Origin of the sequence: Streptomyces sp. JHA26, from assembly GCF_002005565.1 — a bacterium.
Classification (GTDB): Bacteria; Actinomycetota; Actinomycetes; order Streptomycetales; family Streptomycetaceae; genus Streptomyces.
The window spans coordinates 1-17,019 of the sequence record NZ_BDJC01000034.1; the positions used below are offsets into that span (position 1 = coordinate 1).

General features: G+C 73.7%; 10 protein-coding genes and 1 pseudogene. 4 read left to right on the forward strand and 7 right to left on the reverse strand.

All coding sequences use genetic code 11. The features are described from left to right. From JHAT_RS20870 to JHAT_RS20885, 4 genes and pseudogenes are all read right to left on the reverse strand, one after another. Positions 1-1,888, reverse strand: a 1,888-nt coding sequence (locus JHAT_RS20870; RefSeq protein WP_077799764.1) for a DUF5682 family protein, incomplete at its 3' end; no start/stop codon positions are given. Further along, positions 1,885-2,981: pseudogene (locus JHAT_RS20875) on the reverse strand (AAA family ATPase). The pseudogene JHAT_RS20875 and the gene JHAT_RS20870, both read right to left, overlap by 4 nt. 8 nt (positions 2,982-2,989) lie before the next feature. Further along, entirely contained in the window at positions 2,990-6,307 is a 3,318-nt protein-coding gene (locus tag JHAT_RS20880) for a DUF4132 domain-containing protein (RefSeq protein ID WP_077799765.1), read from the reverse strand. Between the two features lie 751 nt (positions 6,308-7,058). Then, positions 7,059-7,481, reverse strand: coding sequence for a secondary thiamine-phosphate synthase enzyme YjbQ (locus JHAT_RS20885; RefSeq protein WP_077799766.1), 423 nt, complete (start codon positions 7,479-7,481; stop codon positions 7,059-7,061). A gap of 131 nt (positions 7,482-7,612) precedes the next feature. On the opposite strand from JHAT_RS20885, the gene JHAT_RS20890 reads away from it, so the two are divergent. Then, a complete protein-coding gene (locus JHAT_RS20890) occupies positions 7,613-8,692 on the forward strand; it encodes an NAD(P)-binding domain-containing protein (protein WP_077799767.1) in 1,080 nt (359 codons plus the stop codon). A 12-nt stretch (positions 8,693-8,704) separates the two neighbouring features. Here JHAT_RS20890 and mltG read toward each other — a convergent pair whose 3' ends face one another. After that, entirely contained in the window at positions 8,705-9,523 is an 819-nt protein-coding gene (mltG, locus tag JHAT_RS20895; protein ID WP_253195563.1) for an endolytic transglycosylase MltG, read from the reverse strand. Positions 9,524-9,728: 205 nt separating this feature from the next. Next, positions 9,729-11,531 (reverse strand): ABC transporter ATP-binding protein, encoded by a 1,803-nt coding sequence (locus JHAT_RS20900; RefSeq protein WP_077799769.1) that lies wholly within the window; start codon positions 11,529-11,531, stop codon positions 9,729-9,731. Between the two features lie 122 nt (positions 11,532-11,653). Here JHAT_RS20900 and JHAT_RS20905 point away from each other — a divergent pair, with 122 nt between their 5' ends. Beyond that, on the forward strand, positions 11,654-12,157 hold the full coding sequence (locus JHAT_RS20905; RefSeq protein ID WP_077799770.1) for a MarR family winged helix-turn-helix transcriptional regulator: 504 nt from the start codon (positions 11,654-11,656) through the stop codon (positions 12,155-12,157). A 23-nt stretch (positions 12,158-12,180) separates the two neighbouring features. On the opposite strand, the gene JHAT_RS20910 is transcribed toward JHAT_RS20905, so the two are convergent. Further along, positions 12,181-12,939 carry a L,D-transpeptidase family protein gene (locus JHAT_RS20910; RefSeq protein ID WP_077799771.1) on the reverse strand — a complete coding sequence of 253 codons (759 nt, stop codon included), beginning with the start codon at positions 12,937-12,939 and terminating at the stop codon, positions 12,181-12,183. A gap of 218 nt (positions 12,940-13,157) precedes the next feature. On the opposite strand from JHAT_RS20910, the gene JHAT_RS20915 reads away from it, so the two are divergent. Together JHAT_RS20915 and JHAT_RS20920 are read left to right on the forward strand one after the other, a co-directional pair. Further along, the gene (locus JHAT_RS20915) at positions 13,158-15,014 is read left to right on the forward strand and encodes an ABC transporter ATP-binding protein (RefSeq protein ID WP_077799772.1); all 1,857 of its coding nucleotides are present in this window, start codon (positions 13,158-13,160) and stop codon (positions 15,012-15,014) included. Further along, a complete protein-coding gene (locus tag JHAT_RS20920; protein ID WP_077799773.1) occupies positions 15,011-16,792 on the forward strand; it encodes an ABC transporter ATP-binding protein in 1,782 nt (593 codons plus the stop codon). Before JHAT_RS20915 ends, JHAT_RS20920 begins: the two co-directional genes overlap by 4 nt. Positions 16,793-17,019: the final 227 nt, after the last annotated feature.

Sequence of the window (17,019 nt, forward strand, 5' to 3'; positions counted from 1 at the left end):
GGTCGGCGGGGGCGTGCCGGTCGCGGGCGATGCGGGCGGCGGTCGCGGCGGCGGTTTCCGGGGTGAGAGCAAGGGCGGGTGCGGCATGGAGGAGGGCGTCGCGGGCCGCGGTCAGGGCGCGCAGACGGGGGACGTCGACGCCGGGCGGGCCGCCGTGGAGTCCCTCCACCAGGTGGAGGAGCCGGTCGACGGCGTGGGCGAGGACGGTGCCGAGCAGCGGGTCACGGGCGGTACCGAAGACGCGGTCGTGGCGCCAGAGGCCCAGGACCACGGCGAGGGCCCGCCCGAGGGGTCCGGGGTCGGCGGTGGTGCGGATCCGGTGGGCGAGGCCGTCCAGGAGGTCGCGGGAAAGGGTTCCGGCTCCGCAGAGGACGGCGTCGAAGAGGAGGTCGGCGGTGGTCCCGGCGTCGGCGGCCGTACCGGTGTCGCGGAGGCGGCGGGCGAGGAGGGCTGCGGCGGCCTCGTCGGGGCGGGCTCCGTAGGCGCCGGCCTCGGTCAGTGCGGCGTCGCGGCCGGTGCGGGGGCGGGGTTCCCAGGTTTCGTGGTCGCGGGGGTCGGCTCCGTGGTCGGGGCCGGTGAGGCGGGTGTGGCCGGGGATGCCGAGGATGCGCAACTGGTGGAGGAAACGGCTGCGTTCGAGCCCTCGGGGGGTGGTGAGGTCGAGGTCGAGGGTGCGGTCGCCGTCGAGGCCGAGGCGGATCTCCTCGGCAGTCACGTGGTGGACCAGGGGTGGCAGCGGGGTGTCGGGGTGGAGGCGGCCGGTGCGGTCGCCGGTGCAGGCGACGACCGTTTCGACGACGGCGGGGTGGGCGCCGGGCCTCAGGGGGCCGTCGGTGTTCCAGGGGAGCGGCTGGTCGAGGTCGTCGGTGATCAGTGCGGCGGCGAGGCCGTCCAGGACGTCGACGCGGGCGGGGCGGGGGTGTCCGCGGAGGGCGGCGAGGCCCTCGGTGAGGGTGTGGGCGGAGATCAGGGCGGCGGTGGAGGCGGGGAGGCGGCGGGCGCGGAGCCGTTCCACGACGGTGCGCTGGAGGGTTCTCGCGGCCGCGTCGGGGCCTTCGTCCCACAGGTGCTGGTAGTAGCCGGGGGACGGCATGCCGGACTGGTAGCCGGCGAAGGCGTCCATCCGGCGGAAGGAGTAGGGCACCAGGAAGCTGCCGCCCGCGGCCCCGTCGGGTGGGGCGGGCACCGGGGGCCATGCGGCGGGTTCCGCTCCCGGAGACGTGCCGGGGGCGGCGGTGAGGGCGCGCAGGGCGGGCTGGTGGAAGCCGCCGGTCACCACCAGGACCGGCCGGCCGCCGGCGTGTGCGACTGCGGCACGGACCCAGGAGGCCATGTACTGCTCGCGGGCGCGGTCCCCGTCGTCGGCCTCGGTGTCGCCGCGCACCAGGGTGAAGTAGGCGTCCAGGCGGTCCTGCAGGCCGTCCGGATCGGCGATCTCGAAGACGCGGTCCCACAGGGCGTCCACGGTGTCGACCCGGTGACGGGCGCGGAGCCGTTCGGTGGCGCGGCCGTAGCGGGCCTCGGCGTCGGCGTAGCGGTTGGCCGCGCCGTCGGGGCGGTCGGTGAAGGCGCGGTGCCAGGCGGGCAGGTCGATGAACCGGACCTCGGCGCCCGCGGTACGGCCCTCGGTGAGTGCCACCCATTCCGGGGAGTACGCGCACAGCGGGGTCCAGGAGGTGGCGACCCGTTCGGTGTCGCGGTAGTGGCTGAAGACGGCGATGGGCAGTTCGTGTCCGAGGAGCAGTTCGCCGATCCGGTCGTTCATGTCGGCGGGGCCCTCGACCAGGACGTGTGCCGGGCGCAGTTCGCGGATCGTGCGGCGGACGAGGCCGGCGCAGGCCGGTGAGTGGTGGCGCACCCCCAGGAAGGTGACGCGGGCGGTGCTCACCGTTGGTCCAGCAGGTGCCGGGCCTCGTGGAGGGCCTGCCACTGGGGGCCTCGGCGCAGTCGGGCCTGCTGTTCGAGGAAGCGGCGCAGGCGGGCGAGGTCCTCGGGGCTGTCCTTGGCGGCGGTGCCGGCGAGGCAGGAGACGATGTCGGCGGCGTTGCCGGCCTCGCCGCGCAGGAACCAGCCGCGCAGGCCGACGGCGTGGGCCGTGGAGACGGCTTCGGCGGTGCTCATCACCGCGGAGGGCCGGTCGCCCTGGCCGGGTGCGCCGCGCAGTTCGCGGAAGGTACCGACCAGTACCTCGAGGACGTCCCGGTCGGGTGCCCGCTCCACTCCGGACTCGCGGAGCAGGGCGGTGGACTCGGCTTCGACGAGGGCGAGTTCGGTGTCGAGGTCGGGTATCGGGAAGACGGTCTCGAAGTTGAAACGGCGTTTGAGCGCGGCGCTCATCTCGTTGACGCCGCGGTCGCGGGTGTTGGCGGTGGCGATGACGTTGAAGCCTGGCGGGCGAAGACCATGCCGTCGTCGCCGTCGAGTTCGGGGACGGCGACGACGCGTTCGGACAGCAGGGAGAGCAGGCAGTCCTGGACCTCGAGGGGGCAGCGGGTGATCTCCTCGAAGCGGACGATGCGTCCCTCGGCCATGCCGCGGAGCATGGGGGCGGGCACCAGGGAGCGGCGGGAGGGGCCTTCGGAGACCAGCAGGGCATAGTTCCAGGAGTACTTGATCTGGTCCTCGGTGGTGGCCGCGCCGCCCTGCACGGTGAGCGTGGAGGTGCCGCTGACGGCTGCCGCGATGAGCTCGGAGAGCAGTGACTTGGCAGTGCCGGGTTCGCCGACGAGCATCAGGCCCCGGTTGGTGGCCAGGGTCACCAGGGCCCGTTCGACGAGCGAGGGGCTGCCGACGAACTTGCGGCTGATGCCGGCGTCGGGGTCTCCGACCACGAAGCGGAGGGCGGCACGGAGGCTGAGCTGCCAGCCGGGCGGCCGCGGGTCGGTGTCCCCGGCACGCAGCTCGGCGAGTTCGTCGGCGTGGCGCACTTCTGCGGGCGGGCGCTGCAGGCGGGGCGGGTGCGGGTCGCTCACTGTGGTCATGGCGTGGCTCACTCGGCGGTGATGTCGGTCAGGTCGGCGAGAATCTCGGAGGCGACGACGGGGTCGATCTCGCCGAGGCGGTGCGGGTACGTGTGGCTGCCCCAGTAGTCACCGGGGGCGGTGTCGATCCATATGGTCTCGAGGGTCTGCTCGGGAGACGCGTCGACCATGCCGACGGCGATGCCGTCGTCGAGGGCGATGACGAGGTGGCGGTCGCGGGCGATCGGGCGGGAGAACCAGCGTTCCACGCCGTTGTCCTCGGGCGTGCCGCGTTCCCAGCCGCGCTTGGTGAGGCCGAGGAGTTTGCCGACGGGGACGGTGACGCCCTCGAAGCGGGTCAGCCGGTGGCCGGTGGCCTCCGCGTCGGTGAAGGCGTGCACGGGGCGCCCGAGCTGTGGGAAGGGCTGGAGGATCTCGTAGTCGGCGAAGAGGTCGGCCCAGGCCTCGAGTTCGTCTCCCAGGTGGAGGGGGTGGGCGAGGCGCACGGTGGCGTCGGCGGGGAGGGTCCACGCGTCGTCGTGGACGTCGGCGAGGGTGAGGTCCTCGGCGACGCGGAACGCGGTCACCGTGCCGTCGTCGTCGCCGAGCCAGACCAGGCGGCGCGTCAGGTGGCGCAGAAGGGGGTGCTCGACGAGCAGTTCGCGGAACTCGGCGGCGGTCCAGGAGCGGCCGGTGACCATGGCGGCCTCCAGGCGGCGCAGCTGGTCGGAGGCGATGGTCCGGACCTCCTTCTTGAGGGCGGCGAACCGCTTGCGCTCGGCGGGGGCGAGTTCCGGGTCGTCCTTGACGCCCGGGGCCGGCAGGGCCTTGCGGAGCTTGCCGGTCTCGTCGCGGACACAGGGGCGGAGCTGTTCGTCGAAGGTGACGGTGAAGCGGCGCGGGCCGTAGTCGATGACGGTGCTGCCGTCGTCGGCGAGGCCGAGGTCGGGGACCAGCCGGTCGGCGAGCTGGTCGGTGGTGAGGCCGAGTCCTTCGGCGACCTCGTCGATCTTCTCCCGGGCCCGCTTCTTGAGGGCCTTGAACGGCACTCGCTGGGAGATGCCGTGCAGATGGCGCAGGGCGGTGTCGGTGCCGATCGCAGCGAGGACGGTGAGGCCCTCGACGGCCCGGTGGTGGGCGTTCTCGCCGGGCCAGGCACGCACGAGGGGGGTGAGACGGCGGACGGTCTCGTCGTCGCCGAGGAGGCCGAGGGCGTGGAGGGCCCAGCTGTCCTTGGGCGGCATACCGTGGAACCGCCACGTCTCGAAGAGGGCCCAGGCGAACTCGGCGAGGGAGCCGGCGTCGCAGTGGTCGGTGACGGTGGCGAGGCCGGGGTAGACGTCACCGGGCTTGGAGATCTGCAGCATGGTCGTCACGTGGCGGACGGCGTCGGCGGGCAGGGCGCCGCGGCCGCCGGTGAGCCGGATCTGCGGGAACAGGGCGGGGTCGGCCCAGGTGCAGGGGGACGGCATCCTCGCCGGGAGGGCGGCCTCCAGCGGATCGCCGGCGAGGAGGTCGGCGACGATCTCCTCGGCCTCGGCGCCGCAGCCGGCGGCGTTCTCCCGCACGGCCTCGGCGCCCACCTCCGCGGCGAGTTGCCGCAGGGCGTGTTCGGCGTGGGTGCGGGACGTGCCCGCCGGGCCGACGGCGTCGGGAACGAGGAAGGCGGCCGCGGCCCGGCCGTGGCGGCGGAGCCAGGCGAGAACCGTGGGCCTCAGCGACTGGCGGCGCACCAGCCACTCGGCCATCTGCCGGGCCACCTCGACGCTGCGGTAGGGCAGCAGCAGGCCGCAGGCGGTGGCCGGGTAGCGGGCGGCGAGCCGGCTCAGCATCGGCAGGGCGTGCAGGCCGTGGCGGGCGGCGACGGGCCTGAGATAGCTCTCGGTGTCCCAGACGTGCTCGGGGGCGAAGGCGTCGAGCAGTGGGCGTACGACGTCCTCGGGACCGGTGACGAAGAGGCGGGCGGCGCGGATGTCGCCCCGCCACGTCCCTTGCTGCATCCGCTGGATCTCGCGGGACCAGTCGTGCTCGCGCCACCAGGGGGTCTCGGCGACGACGGTGGCCGCCCAGGCCTCCTGCTCCCCGGGCTTCCAGGCCGTCTCGGCCGGCGGCGCCCCGGGGACGTCGCGGGCCACGCGGGCCTTGCGGCTGGTGCGCTTCCGGGTCCACGGCGGGGCGACCAGCAGGGCGGGGAGCGCCTCCGCAGGCGCTTCCGCGTCCCGTTCGCCTCGCTCCAGCAGCGGGGCGACGACGGCTGCGGACGCCTCGGGCAGGGCGGGCAACGTCTCCTTCGTGAGCTCCGGGTGGGTCACCACGTGCAGGGGCAGCAGCAGACGGGAGAGGGACGCCTGTTCGCTGTCGCCCACCTGTTCGTCGTCGCCCGCCGCGGCGGCGGAGAGCAGCCGCAGGGCCCGCCGCGGGTAGCGGTTCATGGCGTCGAGCAGGGCGGGGCGGACGTTGCGGTCGCCGCCCTTCTCCAGCAGCAGGCGGAAGGCGTCGTCGGTGGGCAGTTCGGCGGCCCAGCCCGCGACGTCCCGGTGTCCGTCGGATCCGTAGGCTCCGTCGAACGCGTCCTCCAGCAGGGACCCGACGGCGGGACCGAGCCGGTTCGCGAGGGTGGCGAGCAGCTGGAGGTTCCAGCCGTTCCAGCCGAGTCGTGCTCCTTCGCCGATGCGGGCGATCTGCTCCGGCCGGTACAGGGAGAGAAGGAGCATGCGCCGCAGGACGGAGTCGTTCGGTATCGGGCCGTCGCAGCACTCGTCGACCCAGGCGTGTTCCTCGGGTACCAGGTAGGAGACGACGATGCGGCGCTCGGCGCTGTCCCGGAGGCCGGCGAGGGCCTCGACGGCCCGCCGCCGGGTCTCCTCGTCGGCCGCCGCGAGCAGGTCCCGGACACGGGCGGCGGTCTCCCACACGTGGTAGGTCCGGTAATCGGCCGTTCTCCGCAGCGCCGCGTCGTACCGCCGGGAACCTGCCTGCATGTAATGGGGGTCGACGCATCCCAGCTCCACGACGGCACGAGCGGCGAACGGCAGGCCGTGTTCGGTCACGCAGGCGTCGACGAGCACGTCCACCATCGTGTAGTGCCAGCCGACGGCGATCTCCACGGCGGCTCCGAGCGGAGAGGGACTGCCCTCCCGGTGGGCCCGGCCCTCCTTCACCAACTCCGGGTCGCTGCCGGAGGAGGAGAACATCTCCTCGAACCAGGCCGCCTCCTGCGCGTAGCGGCGAGCGGCCTTCTCCACCGCGTCCCCGGCCGGCTTCGCGTCGGCCCGGAGCGCGGGCAGGGCCCGCAGCCAGGTGGCGGGCATCTCGAACCGGTCCTCGTCGGCGATCTCCTGGTGCATGGCGCTGTTCCTCCCCGTCACCCGTTGCACGGGGACCTCATGAGCAGTTGCCGATCACGTTAGACCTCGGCACTGACAACGGTCGTGCCCGTGCACGCCCGGCGGCGGCGCATCCGCATCGCAGGATCCCTTGCCCCTCACGATCAACTCTCCTGTGCTGCCCGCGCCTTCGACCCGCATCAGGTGTACGGGGCACGGCCTTCCCGCAGATCGCCTCCTGCACCGATCGCCGCACCGGCGAGGTGCTGTGCGACCGGAAGGCCGACGAGGGCTCCGGCGCGGCTGTACGAGGCAGGTCCACGAACCGACGAACGAGTGCCACTGCCCCGCCCGGACCTCGGCGCGACGACGCTCCGGCCACCGATGCGTCTTCATCGGCAAGGACGAAGCCTGTCGACCAGGGGACGGGTCAGGGGCCGGAGTGATCCTTCGATCGGGTCGGCCCGCCGGGTCGCGGCCGTTGTCGTGCCCTGGGAGCGGCGCACGTTCTGCGTACCGATCCGTCCGGCCGGTTCGGCGCGCCCACTGGCACGAACCCCCTGCCGGTCGACAGAGACCGGAGGGGAATTCGCCGGCCCGGTCTGCTCGTCACGCCCGACACGCGGGGCGCGGTTCTGCTCCCGGAGGCGGGTCACGCCCTGGCCGCCGGCACCGCCGCCTTCATGACGGCGGCCTTCGACGCCGCCCACGCGGGCGCACCCGCTCGTTCGACTCGCCCGAAACCACTCGTGCGGTGACGGAAGCCGTGGAACTACCCGAGGAACGACAACCGCACCTGACGCTCGTGGTTCGAGACGTTCGTGTCGACCAGGCACACCGACTGCCAGGTGCCCAGTTCCAGCCGTCCGTCCACCACCGGGAGCGTCGCGTGGGGCGGGACGAGGGCGGGCAGGACGTGGTCGCGGCCGTGACCGGGGCTGCCGTGGCGGTGCTGCCAGCGGTCGTCGGCCGGGAGCAGGGTGTGCAGGGCGGCCAGCAGGTCGTCGTCGCTGCCCGCGCCCGTCTCGATGATCGCGATCCCGGCGGTGGCGTGCGGGACGAAGACGTTGAGGAGGCCGTCGCGGCCGGCCGCCACCTCGCGGAGGAAGGACTCGCAGTCACCGGTGATGTCGGCAACCCGCTCCGCGGAGCCGGTGGTGAGGGAGATGACTCGGGTGGTGAAGGCGTCTGACATGCTCCCATCCTGACGCACGCGGCGCGCGACGGGTGGGAGCGTCGGGCCGGGGACACCGTCACCGGGGAGAACCTCCGCCGGGAAGAAACTCCACCGGGAAGACCGGGAGCGGGCGCACCGTTGGTGGAAACGTGAACAACACACGCGAGGTCGAGGTCGTCGTCGTCGGAGCCGGTCAGGCGGGGCTGGCCGGGGCCTACCACCTGCGGCGCACCGGGTTCGAGCCCGAGCGCGACTTCGTGGTGCTCGACCACTCCCCCGGGCCGGGCGGCGCCTGGCAGTTCCGCTGGCCGTCACTGACGTACGGCAAGGTGCACGGCATGCACGCCCTGCCCGGTATGGAGCTGACCGGCGCCGACCCGGCACGGCCGTCCTCGGCGGTCGTCGCCGAGTACTTCGCGGCGTACGAGCGCGCCTTCGACCTGCGGGTGAGGCGCCCCGTCGACGTCCGCGCGGTGCGCGAGGGCAGCGGCGGGCGGCTGCTCGTGGAGACCTCGGAGGGCACCTGGTCGACGCGGGCGCTGATCAACGCGACCGGCACCTGGGACCGGCCCTTCTGGCCGCGTTACCCGGGTCAGGAGACCTTCCGGGGGCGCCAGCTGCACACCGCCCGGTACGCCGGGCCCGAGGAGTTCGCCGGGCAGCGCGTGATCGTGGTGGGCGGGGGCGCGTCGGGCACGCAGCACCTGCTGGAGATCGCCCCCCACGCCGCGGCCACCACGTGGGTGACCAGGCGGCCCCCCGTGTTCCGCGAGGGGCCCTTCGACGAGGACGCCGGCCGGGCGGCGGTGGCGCTCGTGGAGGAGCGGGTGCGACGGGGGCTGCCGCCGAGGAGTGTGGTCTCGGTGACCGGGCTGCCGCTCAGCGACCCGATCCGCGCGGGCCTGGAGTCCGGCGTGCTGGACCGGCGGCCCGTGTTCGACCGGATCACGCCCGACGGGGCCGAGTGGGGAGACGGCCGGCGGGTGACCGCCGACGTCATCCTGTGGGCCACCGGGTTCCGGGCCGCCCTCGGGCACCTGAGGCCGCTGCGGCTGCGGGAGGCGGGCGGCGGCATCCGTGTCGAGGGGACGCGCGCGGTGGCCGATCCGCGGATCCACCTGGTCGGTTACGGGCCGTCGGCCAGCACCGTCGGAGCCAACCGGGCGGGACGCGCGGCCGTACGGGACATCAGGCGGCTGCTGGCCGAGGAGGAACCGGTCGCCGCGTGACGCCCCGCCGGATCACCGGGTCCCGGTACCGGCCGCGGGCGAGGCGCTGCGCCGGTTGCGGTCGGACTCGGCGACGTTGCGCTCGTGCTCGGCGTAGTCGGCGGTGAAGCGGGTGTCGCCGGGCTCGACCGTGACGAAGTACAGCCAGTCGCCCGGGGTCGGGTCGATCGCGGCGCGCATCGCCTCCTCACCCGGATTGCCGATGGGCGTGGGCGGCAGACCCATCCGCTGGTACGAGTCGTAGGGGCTGTCGATCCGGGTGTCCTCGGTGGTCGTCGTGAGCGTGGAGCGGCCCAGGGCGTAGTTGATGGTGGAGTCCATCTGCAGCGGCATGCCCCGCTCCAGGCGGTTGAAGATCACCCGGGCCACCTTGCCCATGTCGTCCTTGGTCGCGGCCTCCGCCTGGACGATGCTCGCGATGGTGACCGCCTGGTAGACGTTCACCGCGTTGCGCTGGGCGCCGGCGGCGATCGGGGCGCCGTGGAACTTCTTCTTCGCCGTGTCGACCATGGCCGCCAGCAGCTTCTCCGGGGTCGGCTGCTCACCGAGCGGATAGGTCGCCGGGAAGAGGTATCCCTCGGGGTTGCCCCCGGCGTCGTTCGGCAGCTTCAGGTCGGCCCTGGCCAGGGACTTCCTGGTGGTGCCGACGGGCAGATCGAGGGTCTTGTCGACGGCCTCGTAGACCTGGGTCGCGCGCCAGCCCTCCGGAATCACCAGGGATGTGGGCCGCGACTCGCCCTCGTCGTCCGTCGTCAGCAGCGGCACCGCCACGGCCGCTCCGGCCACGAGGGCACCGGCCGCGATCAGGGCGATGCGGCCCCGGCGCGTCAGCCGGACCGCGCCCCTCGGCGGTCCCGGGAACCTCCGAGGTCCCGGGGTTCTCGGTGGTCCCGGGAACCTCCGAGGGGCTGGGGTTCTCGGCGTTCTCGGGAATCTCGGGGTTCTCAGGCTCCTCGGGCTCCTCGTGCTCCGTCGCGGAGTGTTCATGTGCATGCGGGCACGGTAACCCCCATATCACCGCAAACCTGGCATATCTTCAGCTTGTCGGCTCCAGCCGGGCGTCCCGCCGCACCAGGGCCGCATAGCGCCCGTCCCGTGCCAGCAACTCCTCGTGCGTGCCCTGTTCGGCCAGGCGGCCCGCATCGAGGACCACGATCCGGTCGGCGCCCCGGACGGTGGACAGGCGGTGCGCGATCGTGATGGTGGTGCGGTCGGCGGACAGGGCGTCGATGGCGTCCTGCACGGCGGCCTCGGTGCGGGTGTCCAGCGCGCTGGTCGCCTCGTCGAGGACGAGGACGGGCGGGTCGCGCAGGATGGTGCGGGCGATGGCCAGGCGCTGCTTCTCGCCGCCGGAGAAGCGGTGGCCGCGTTCGCCGACGACCGTGTCGTAGCCGTCGGGCAGGGCGGCGATGTGGTCGTGGATCTGGGCCGCCCGCGCCGCCGCCTCCAGCTCCGCGTCGGTGGCGTCCGGCTTGGCGAAGCGCAGGTTCTCGGCGACCGAGGCGTGGAAGAGGTACGTCTCCTGCGAGACGACGCCGACGGACCGGGCGAGGGTGTCGAAGTCCAGGTCGCGCACGTCGACCCCGTCGAGGGTGACCCGGCCGCCCGTCACGTCGTACAGCCGCGGCACCAGGTAGCCGAGGGTGGACTTGCCCGCGCCGGTCGGGCCGACGACGGCGAGGCTGCCGCCCGCGGGGACGGTGATGTCGATGCCGTCGAGGACCGGGCCGCCCTTGCCGTCGTAGCGGAACTCGACGTTTTCGAAGCGGACCTCGCCCTTGACCCGGTCGAGGTGGACGGGCTCGTCCCGTTCGGTGATGTCGATCGGCAGGTCGAGGTACTCGAAGATGCGCTGGAAGAGGGCGAGAGAGGTCTGGATCTGGACGCCGGTCGACAGCAGGCTCACGGTCGGGCGGAACAGTCCCTGCTGGAGCGAGACGAAGGCGACGACGGTGCCGAGGGAGACGTCCGGTCCGCCGAGCTGGAGGGCGATGCCGGCGGTCCAGTAGACGACGGCCGGCATGGCGGCCATGACGATCGTGATGACCGCCATGCGCCAGCGACCCGCCATGTTCGACCTGACCTCCAGGTCGACCAGGCGCTCGGACTCGTCGGAGAAGGCGCGGGTGAGCGAGTCGGAGCGGCCCATGGTGCGGCCGAGCAGGATGCCGCTGACGGAGAGCGACTCGGTGACCGTGGCGGCCATCGCCGCCATCTGCTTCTGGCGCCTGGTGGTGATCTTCCTGCGTTCCCGGCCGACCCGGCGGCTGATCCACACGAAGACCGGCAGGAGGAGGAGCGAGACGACGGTCAGGCGCCAGTCGAGGACGACCATCGCCACGATCGTCGCGACCACGCTGGTGAGGTTGGAGACCAGGGAGGTCGCCGTGGAGGTGACGGTGGCCTGCATGCCCCCGATGTCGTTGGCGATGCGGGACTGGACCTCGCCGGTGCGGGTGCGGGTGAAGAAGGCGAGGGACATGCGCTGGAGCCGGCCGTAGACGGCGGTGCGCAGGTCGTGCATGACGCGCTGGCCGACCGTCGTGGAGATCAGCGTCTGCAGCACGCCGAAGATGCTGGTGAGGACGGCGCCCAGGATCATGCCGAGGGCGAGCAGGCTCAGCAGGCCGGTGCGTCCCTCGGGGATCGCGACGTCGAGGATCTCCCTGAGCAGGAAGGGCGTGGTGACCGAGACCAGCGACGCGGCGCCGACGAGCAGTCCGACGATCGCGAGACGGCCCCGGTAGGGACGGAAGAGCTTCAGGACGCGACGCACCTGCCGGGGTTGTTCCCGGGCGTCGGCGGGCGGCGTCCAGCTGGTTTCACGGTCGGGATGCATGGGCTCCTACGGGGGGACGGGAGGGCCGGTGGGACTGCGTCGATCGCGGGCCCGACGGACGACGGATCACAGCTCATTGTTACCTATGCTCACAATGAACGTAGTCCTGTTATTGTTCCCGCATGACCGCCCCCGATCCCGACGGCCCGCTCGCCGAGCAGTTGCTGCGGCTCACCCGCAGGGTGCACCGCGTCCAGAAACGCCATCTCGAACAGCGCGACCTCGGCATCACACCGGCGCAGTCCCGGCTGCTGCGCACCCTGGCGCACTACGGCTCGCCGCCCCGCATGGCCGATCTCGCCGAGCGGCTGGAGGTCGTGCCGCGGGCGGTCACGACGCTGGTCGACGGGCTGGAGGCGGCCGGGAAGGTGCGCCGGGTCCCTGATCCGGCCAATCGCCGGGTGATCCGGATCGAGCTCACGGACGACGGGCGCGCGGCCCTGCGGGAGGTGCGCAGCGCACGCCGGCTGGCCGCGGAGGAGATCCTCGCCCCGCTCACGGACGAGCAGCGCGTGGTGCTCGGCGGCCTCCTGGACACTCTGGTCGACGGGCCCGGTGCGGAACCCGGGAGCGGATGCGGGCCCGGTGCGGGGCCCCGGAGCGGATGCGGGCCCGGTGCGGCGTAGGCGGTGGGCCGCCCCCGTGCCGGTCAGGCCTCCAGGTCCGCCCGGTCCCCCATCACCACCACGGGGTGCCGGTCCGGGTCCAGCGTGCGCAGCAGGTACTCCATCGCCGCCCTGGGGAGGCTGACGCAGGCTGACGTGCCGCTGCCGTGGTCCATGTGCAGCCAGATCGAACCGCCCTTGGACGTGCCCTCGGGACGGGTCGGGTCGTTCGGCGGGGTGCCCTTGACCCGGTTGTAGTCGATGGCGATGACGTAGTCGAAGTCGTGCCAGTACGACGGGGCCCACGAGCGCGGCGCCGCGAAGGCGGGGGACCGGGTGTAGGGCAGCCCCGCGCCGGGAGCCGGATCCGGGTCGGGGAGCACACCGCCCGCGTCGCTGAGCGTGAAGACGCCCACGGGGCTGCGCCTGTCGTCCTCGTGGTGGTCGGTCGTCCACCCCTTCCGGCCGTTGTGCGCCGCCCAGCTGCGGGCCCGGTGCCAGGCGGAACCCTGCTTCGTGTACAGCACGACCGTGGACGTGGCGGAGTCCTTGCCCTCGCCGTACACCGCGACGACCTGACGGGACCGTGCGGGAATGCGCTGCTGCAACCGGTCGCCGACCCCCGGGATCCGCGTGGGTTCGGCCGGGGCGCCGCTCGTGCCGGCCGCGCCGTCGGCGGACCGGCCCGCACCGGCCTTCGCGCCGTGCCCGGACGGCACGCCGCCACAGGCGGACAGCGCCGCCAGCAGGGATCCGAGCGCCACCACCGCGACCGCCGTACGCCGTACTCGACCGTTTCGCATCGGTCCATCGTCGCACCCGCCGCCCGGAACGCTCCCGGCCGCTGCGGGCGGTGCGCCGGCCCGGCCGCCGGCCCCCCTCCGACGCACCGCAGCCGGATTCGTAGCCCGTCGCGGAAAACCGCTTGATTTCGAGCATGCCGCGACGCGAACCTTTCACGGTTTGCAGCCTCTCGATGCCGTGTTGCGCGGCACCCCCTGACACGAGCCTCTGGGACGTCATGCAGATCCAAGACCTTCCGTATCCCGACCCGGGCGCGCCCGACGCGCGTTCGGGCCCCCGATTTCTGTGGTGGCTGTTCCGGAACCAGCTGGGCGGCCAGCTCAAGTCGCTGGCCTGGGGACTGCTGCACTTCGCCTCCGTCTCGGCGCTGCCCTTCTGCGTCGGCCTCGCCGTGCAGGCCGTCGTCGACCGGTCCGGCGCCCGGCTCGCCGCGGCGGGCGGTCTGATGGCGCTGTGCTGCGTGGGCAACGCGCTCGGCGACACCTTCCTGCACCGTTCCGCGGTCACCAACTGGATCACCGCCGCGGCCCGCGTCCAGCAGCTGCTGGCCCGTAGGACCGCGGTGTTGGGCTCGGCCCTGACCCGTCGCGTCGCGGCCGGCGAGGTCGTCGCCGTCTCCACGGGCGACGTCGAGAAGATCGGCTGGTTCGTGGAGGCCGTGTCCCGGTTCACCGCGGCGGCGGTGACCATCGTGCTGGTCTGCGTCGGCCTGGTCGTCTACGAGCCGTCGCTCGGCATCGTCGTCGCGGCCGGTCTGCCGGTGCTGGCCCTCGCGGTGCTGCCCCTGCTCCCCCGCGCCACCCGGCGGGCCGACGTCCAGCGCGAGAAGGCGGGACGCGCCACCGAGCTGGCCTCGGACACGGTCGCGGGGCTGCGGGTGCTGCGCGGCATCGGCGGCGAGGAACTCTTCCTCGACCGCTACCGCGGCGCCTCCCAGGAGGTGCGCCACGCGGCCGTCCGCAGCGCCCGGATGTGGTCGCTGATCTCCGCGATCCAGGTGCTGTTGCCGGGGCTGCTGCTGATCGCGGTGGTCTGGCACGGCGTGCACCTGGCCCGCGAGGGCCGCATCGGCGTCGGCGAACTCGTCACCGTCTACAGCTCCGTCATGATCCTCACCTACCCTCTGCGGCACTTCGAGGAGATCGCCATGGCGTACTCCTTCTCGCGCCCCTCCGCCCGGCGGGCCGCACGCGTGCTCGCGCTGGAGCGGGCCACGGACACCGCCGGGACGCGTGCCGCCGAGGTGCCGACCGGGGACCTGTACGACCCGTCCACCGGTCTGCTCGCCCCGAAGGGCCTGCTCACCGCCGTGGTGTGCGGCGACCCCGACGCCGCCGGGCGCCTCGCGGAACGTCTCGGCGGGCACCCCTCGGAGGAGGGCGCCTCGGCCCTGCTGGGCGGGGTGCCGCTCGACGAGCTGCCGCTGGACTCCGCGCGCACGGCCGTCCTGGTCCAGGACAAGGACCCGGTGCTGCTCTCCGGCACGCTGCGGGAACTGCTCGACGTCCCCGCGTCCGGCGCCGTCGCCGCCGGGGACGCCCTGGCCGCGGCCCGGTGCGGGGACGTCCTGGCGGCGCTCGCGCAGGGATCGCTCGATACCGACGATCCGATGGACGCCCGCATCACCGAGCGGGGCCGTTCCCTGTCCGGCGGCCAGCGCCAGCGGCTCGCCCTGGCCCGGTCCCTGATCACGGACCCGGAGGTGCTCGTCCTGGACGAGCCGACCTCCGCGGTCGACTCGCACACCGAGGCGCGGATCGCGGAAGGGGTGCGGGATCTGCGCGCGGGGCGCACGACGGTGGTGTTCACCTCGTCACCGCTGCTGCTGGACCGCGCGGAGCGCGTGGTGTTCCTGCACGACGACCGGGTGGCGGCAGTGGGCACCCACCGGGACCTGCTGCACACCGAGCCCCGGTACCGGGCCGTCGTCACCCGCGAGACCGACGAGGAGGCCGCCGAGCGGCACACCGGGAACGGGGCCGGGAACGCGCCGGACCGCGACGGCGGCCGTCCCGACGAGCCGCTGGGCGACGACGTACTGCACCGACTGGAAGAGATCGAGGAGACGGCATGATCGGCGTGGCGCCACCGTCGTACGACCCGGCGGCCCCGACGACGGCGAGCACCCTGCCCGTCGGAGCCCCCGCGACCGTACGCGCCTACGCGGGCGAACTGCTGCGTCGGCACCGCCGTGCGTTCCTCCTGCTCGTCACCGTCAACACCATCGCCGTGATCGCCTCCATGGCGGGCCCCTCTCTGCTGGGCGGGCTCGTGGAACGCGTCTCGGACGACGCCCGTGAGCTGCACCTGGGGCTCACCGCCACGCTGTTCGTGCTGGCGCTGGTCGTCCAGGCCGTGTTCGTACGGGAGGTGCGGCTGCGCGGTGCCGTGCTCGGCGAGCGGATGCTGGCCGACCTGCGCGAGGACTTCCTCGTGCGGTCGGTCGGACTGCCGCCGGGCGTCCTGGAGCGGGCCGGCACCGGCGACCTGCTGTCCCGGATCACGACGGACATCGACCGGCTCGCCAACGCCATGCGCGAGGCCGTCCCCCAGCTGGCCATCGGCGTGGTGTGGGTGGTGCTGCTGCTCGGCGGGCTCGCGGTCACCGCGCCGCCGCTCGCGCCGGTGGTGCTGCTCGCCGTGCCGCTGCTGGTGATCGGCTGCCGCTGGTACTTCCGCCGGGCCCCCTCCGCCTACCGTTCGGAGGCCGCCGGGTACGCCGCCGTGGCCGCCGCGCTCGCGGAGACCGTGGACGCCGGGCGCACCGTCGAGGCCCACCGCCTCGGTGCCCGCCGCATCGAGCTGTCGGAGCGCCGGATCAAGGAGTGGACCGCCTGGGAGCGCTACACGCTCTGGCTGCGGTCGGTGCTCTTCCCGGTCATCAACGTCACCCACGTGACCGTGCTCGCCTCCGTCCTGCTGATCGGCGGGGTGTTCGTCCTGCAGGGGTGGATCGGGGTCGGTCAGCTGACCACGGCCGCTTTGATCGCCCAGATGCTCGTCGACCCGGTCGGGCTGATCCTGCGCTGGTACGACGAGCTCCAGGTGGCCCAGGTGTCGCTGGCCCGGCTGGTGGGCGTGCGGGACATCGAGCCGGACGCCGGTGACGCCTCGCTGGCGCCGGACGGGCGGCACGTGCACGCGGACCGGGTGCACTTCGGCTACCTGGAGGGCGTGGACGTCCTGCGCAAGGTGACACTGGAGGTCGCCCCGGGGACGCGGCTGGCCCTGGTGGGCCCCTCGGGCGCGGGCAAGTCGACGCTCGGCAGGCTGCTCGCTGGCATCTACGGGCCCCGTGCCGGCAGCATCACCCTGGGGGGCGCGGAGCTGTCCAGGATGCCCGCCGAGCGGGTCCGCTCGCACGTCGCGCTGGTCAACCAGGAGCACCACGTCTTCGTGGGCTCCCTGCGCGACAACCTCCGCCTCGCCCGCACCGGTGCCACCGACGCCGAGCTGTGGGCGGCGCTGGGCGCGGTCGACGCGGACGACTGGGCCCGTTCGCTCGACGAGGGCCTGGACACCGAGGTCGGCTCCGGCGGGTACGCGCTCACACCGGCGCAGGCCCAGCAGATCGCGCTCGCCCGGCTGGTGCTGGCCGATCCGCACACCCTGGTGCTGGACGAGGCGACGTCGCTCCTCGACCCGCGGGCCGCGCGCCACCTCGAACGGTCCCTGGCCCGTGTCCTGGACGGCCGCACGGTGGTCGCGATCGCGCACCGCCTGCACACCGCCCACGACGCGGACGTCATCGCCGTCGTCGAGAACGGCAGGATCAGCGAGCTGGGCAGTCACGACGAGCTGGTCGCGGCGGACGGCGCCTACGCGGCGCTCTGGCGGTCGTGGCACGGCTGACCGGCGCCTGCCGCTCGCCGCTCGGCCACGCGGACGGGGCACGCCGGTCCCCGCGGCGCGGGCGGCGCGGAGGATTGCGGGGTCCGGTCGTCGTCGGTGGCTGCGGGTGGTCCGTGGCTCGTCGCGCGGTTCCCCGCGCCCCCGGGGGTGTTGCGGCGTCCGGCACCGGGCGGGCACCGGAGGAGCCGCCCCGGCCGGGCTCCGTGCCGTTGCGCGGTCCCGAACGG

What these genes read in the sequence shown, in the direction of transcription:
- JHAT_RS20910 (WP_077799771.1), bottom strand. Translation starts at nt 12,939, where the DNA reads ATGCGAAACGGTCGAGTACGGCGTACGGCGGTCGCGGTGGTGGCGCTC.
- JHAT_RS20905 (WP_077799770.1), top strand. Translation starts at nt 11,654, where the DNA reads ATGACCGCCCCCGATCCCGACGGCCCGCTCGCCGAGCAGTTGCTGCGG.
- JHAT_RS20900 (WP_077799769.1), bottom strand. Translation starts at nt 11,531, where the DNA reads ATGCATCCCGACCGTGAAACCAGCTGGACGCCGCCCGCCGACGCCCGG.
- JHAT_RS20885 (WP_077799766.1), bottom strand. Translation starts at nt 7,481, where the DNA reads ATGTCAGACGCCTTCACCACCCGAGTCATCTCCCTCACCACCGGCTCC.
- JHAT_RS20880 (WP_077799765.1), bottom strand. Translation starts at nt 6,307, where the DNA reads ATGCACCAGGAGATCGCCGACGAGGACCGGTTCGAGATGCCCGCCACC.
- JHAT_RS20915 (WP_077799772.1), top strand. Translation starts at nt 13,158, where the DNA reads ATGCAGATCCAAGACCTTCCGTATCCCGACCCGGGCGCGCCCGACGCG.
- JHAT_RS20920 (WP_077799773.1), top strand. Translation starts at nt 15,011, where the DNA reads ATGATCGGCGTGGCGCCACCGTCGTACGACCCGGCGGCCCCGACGACG.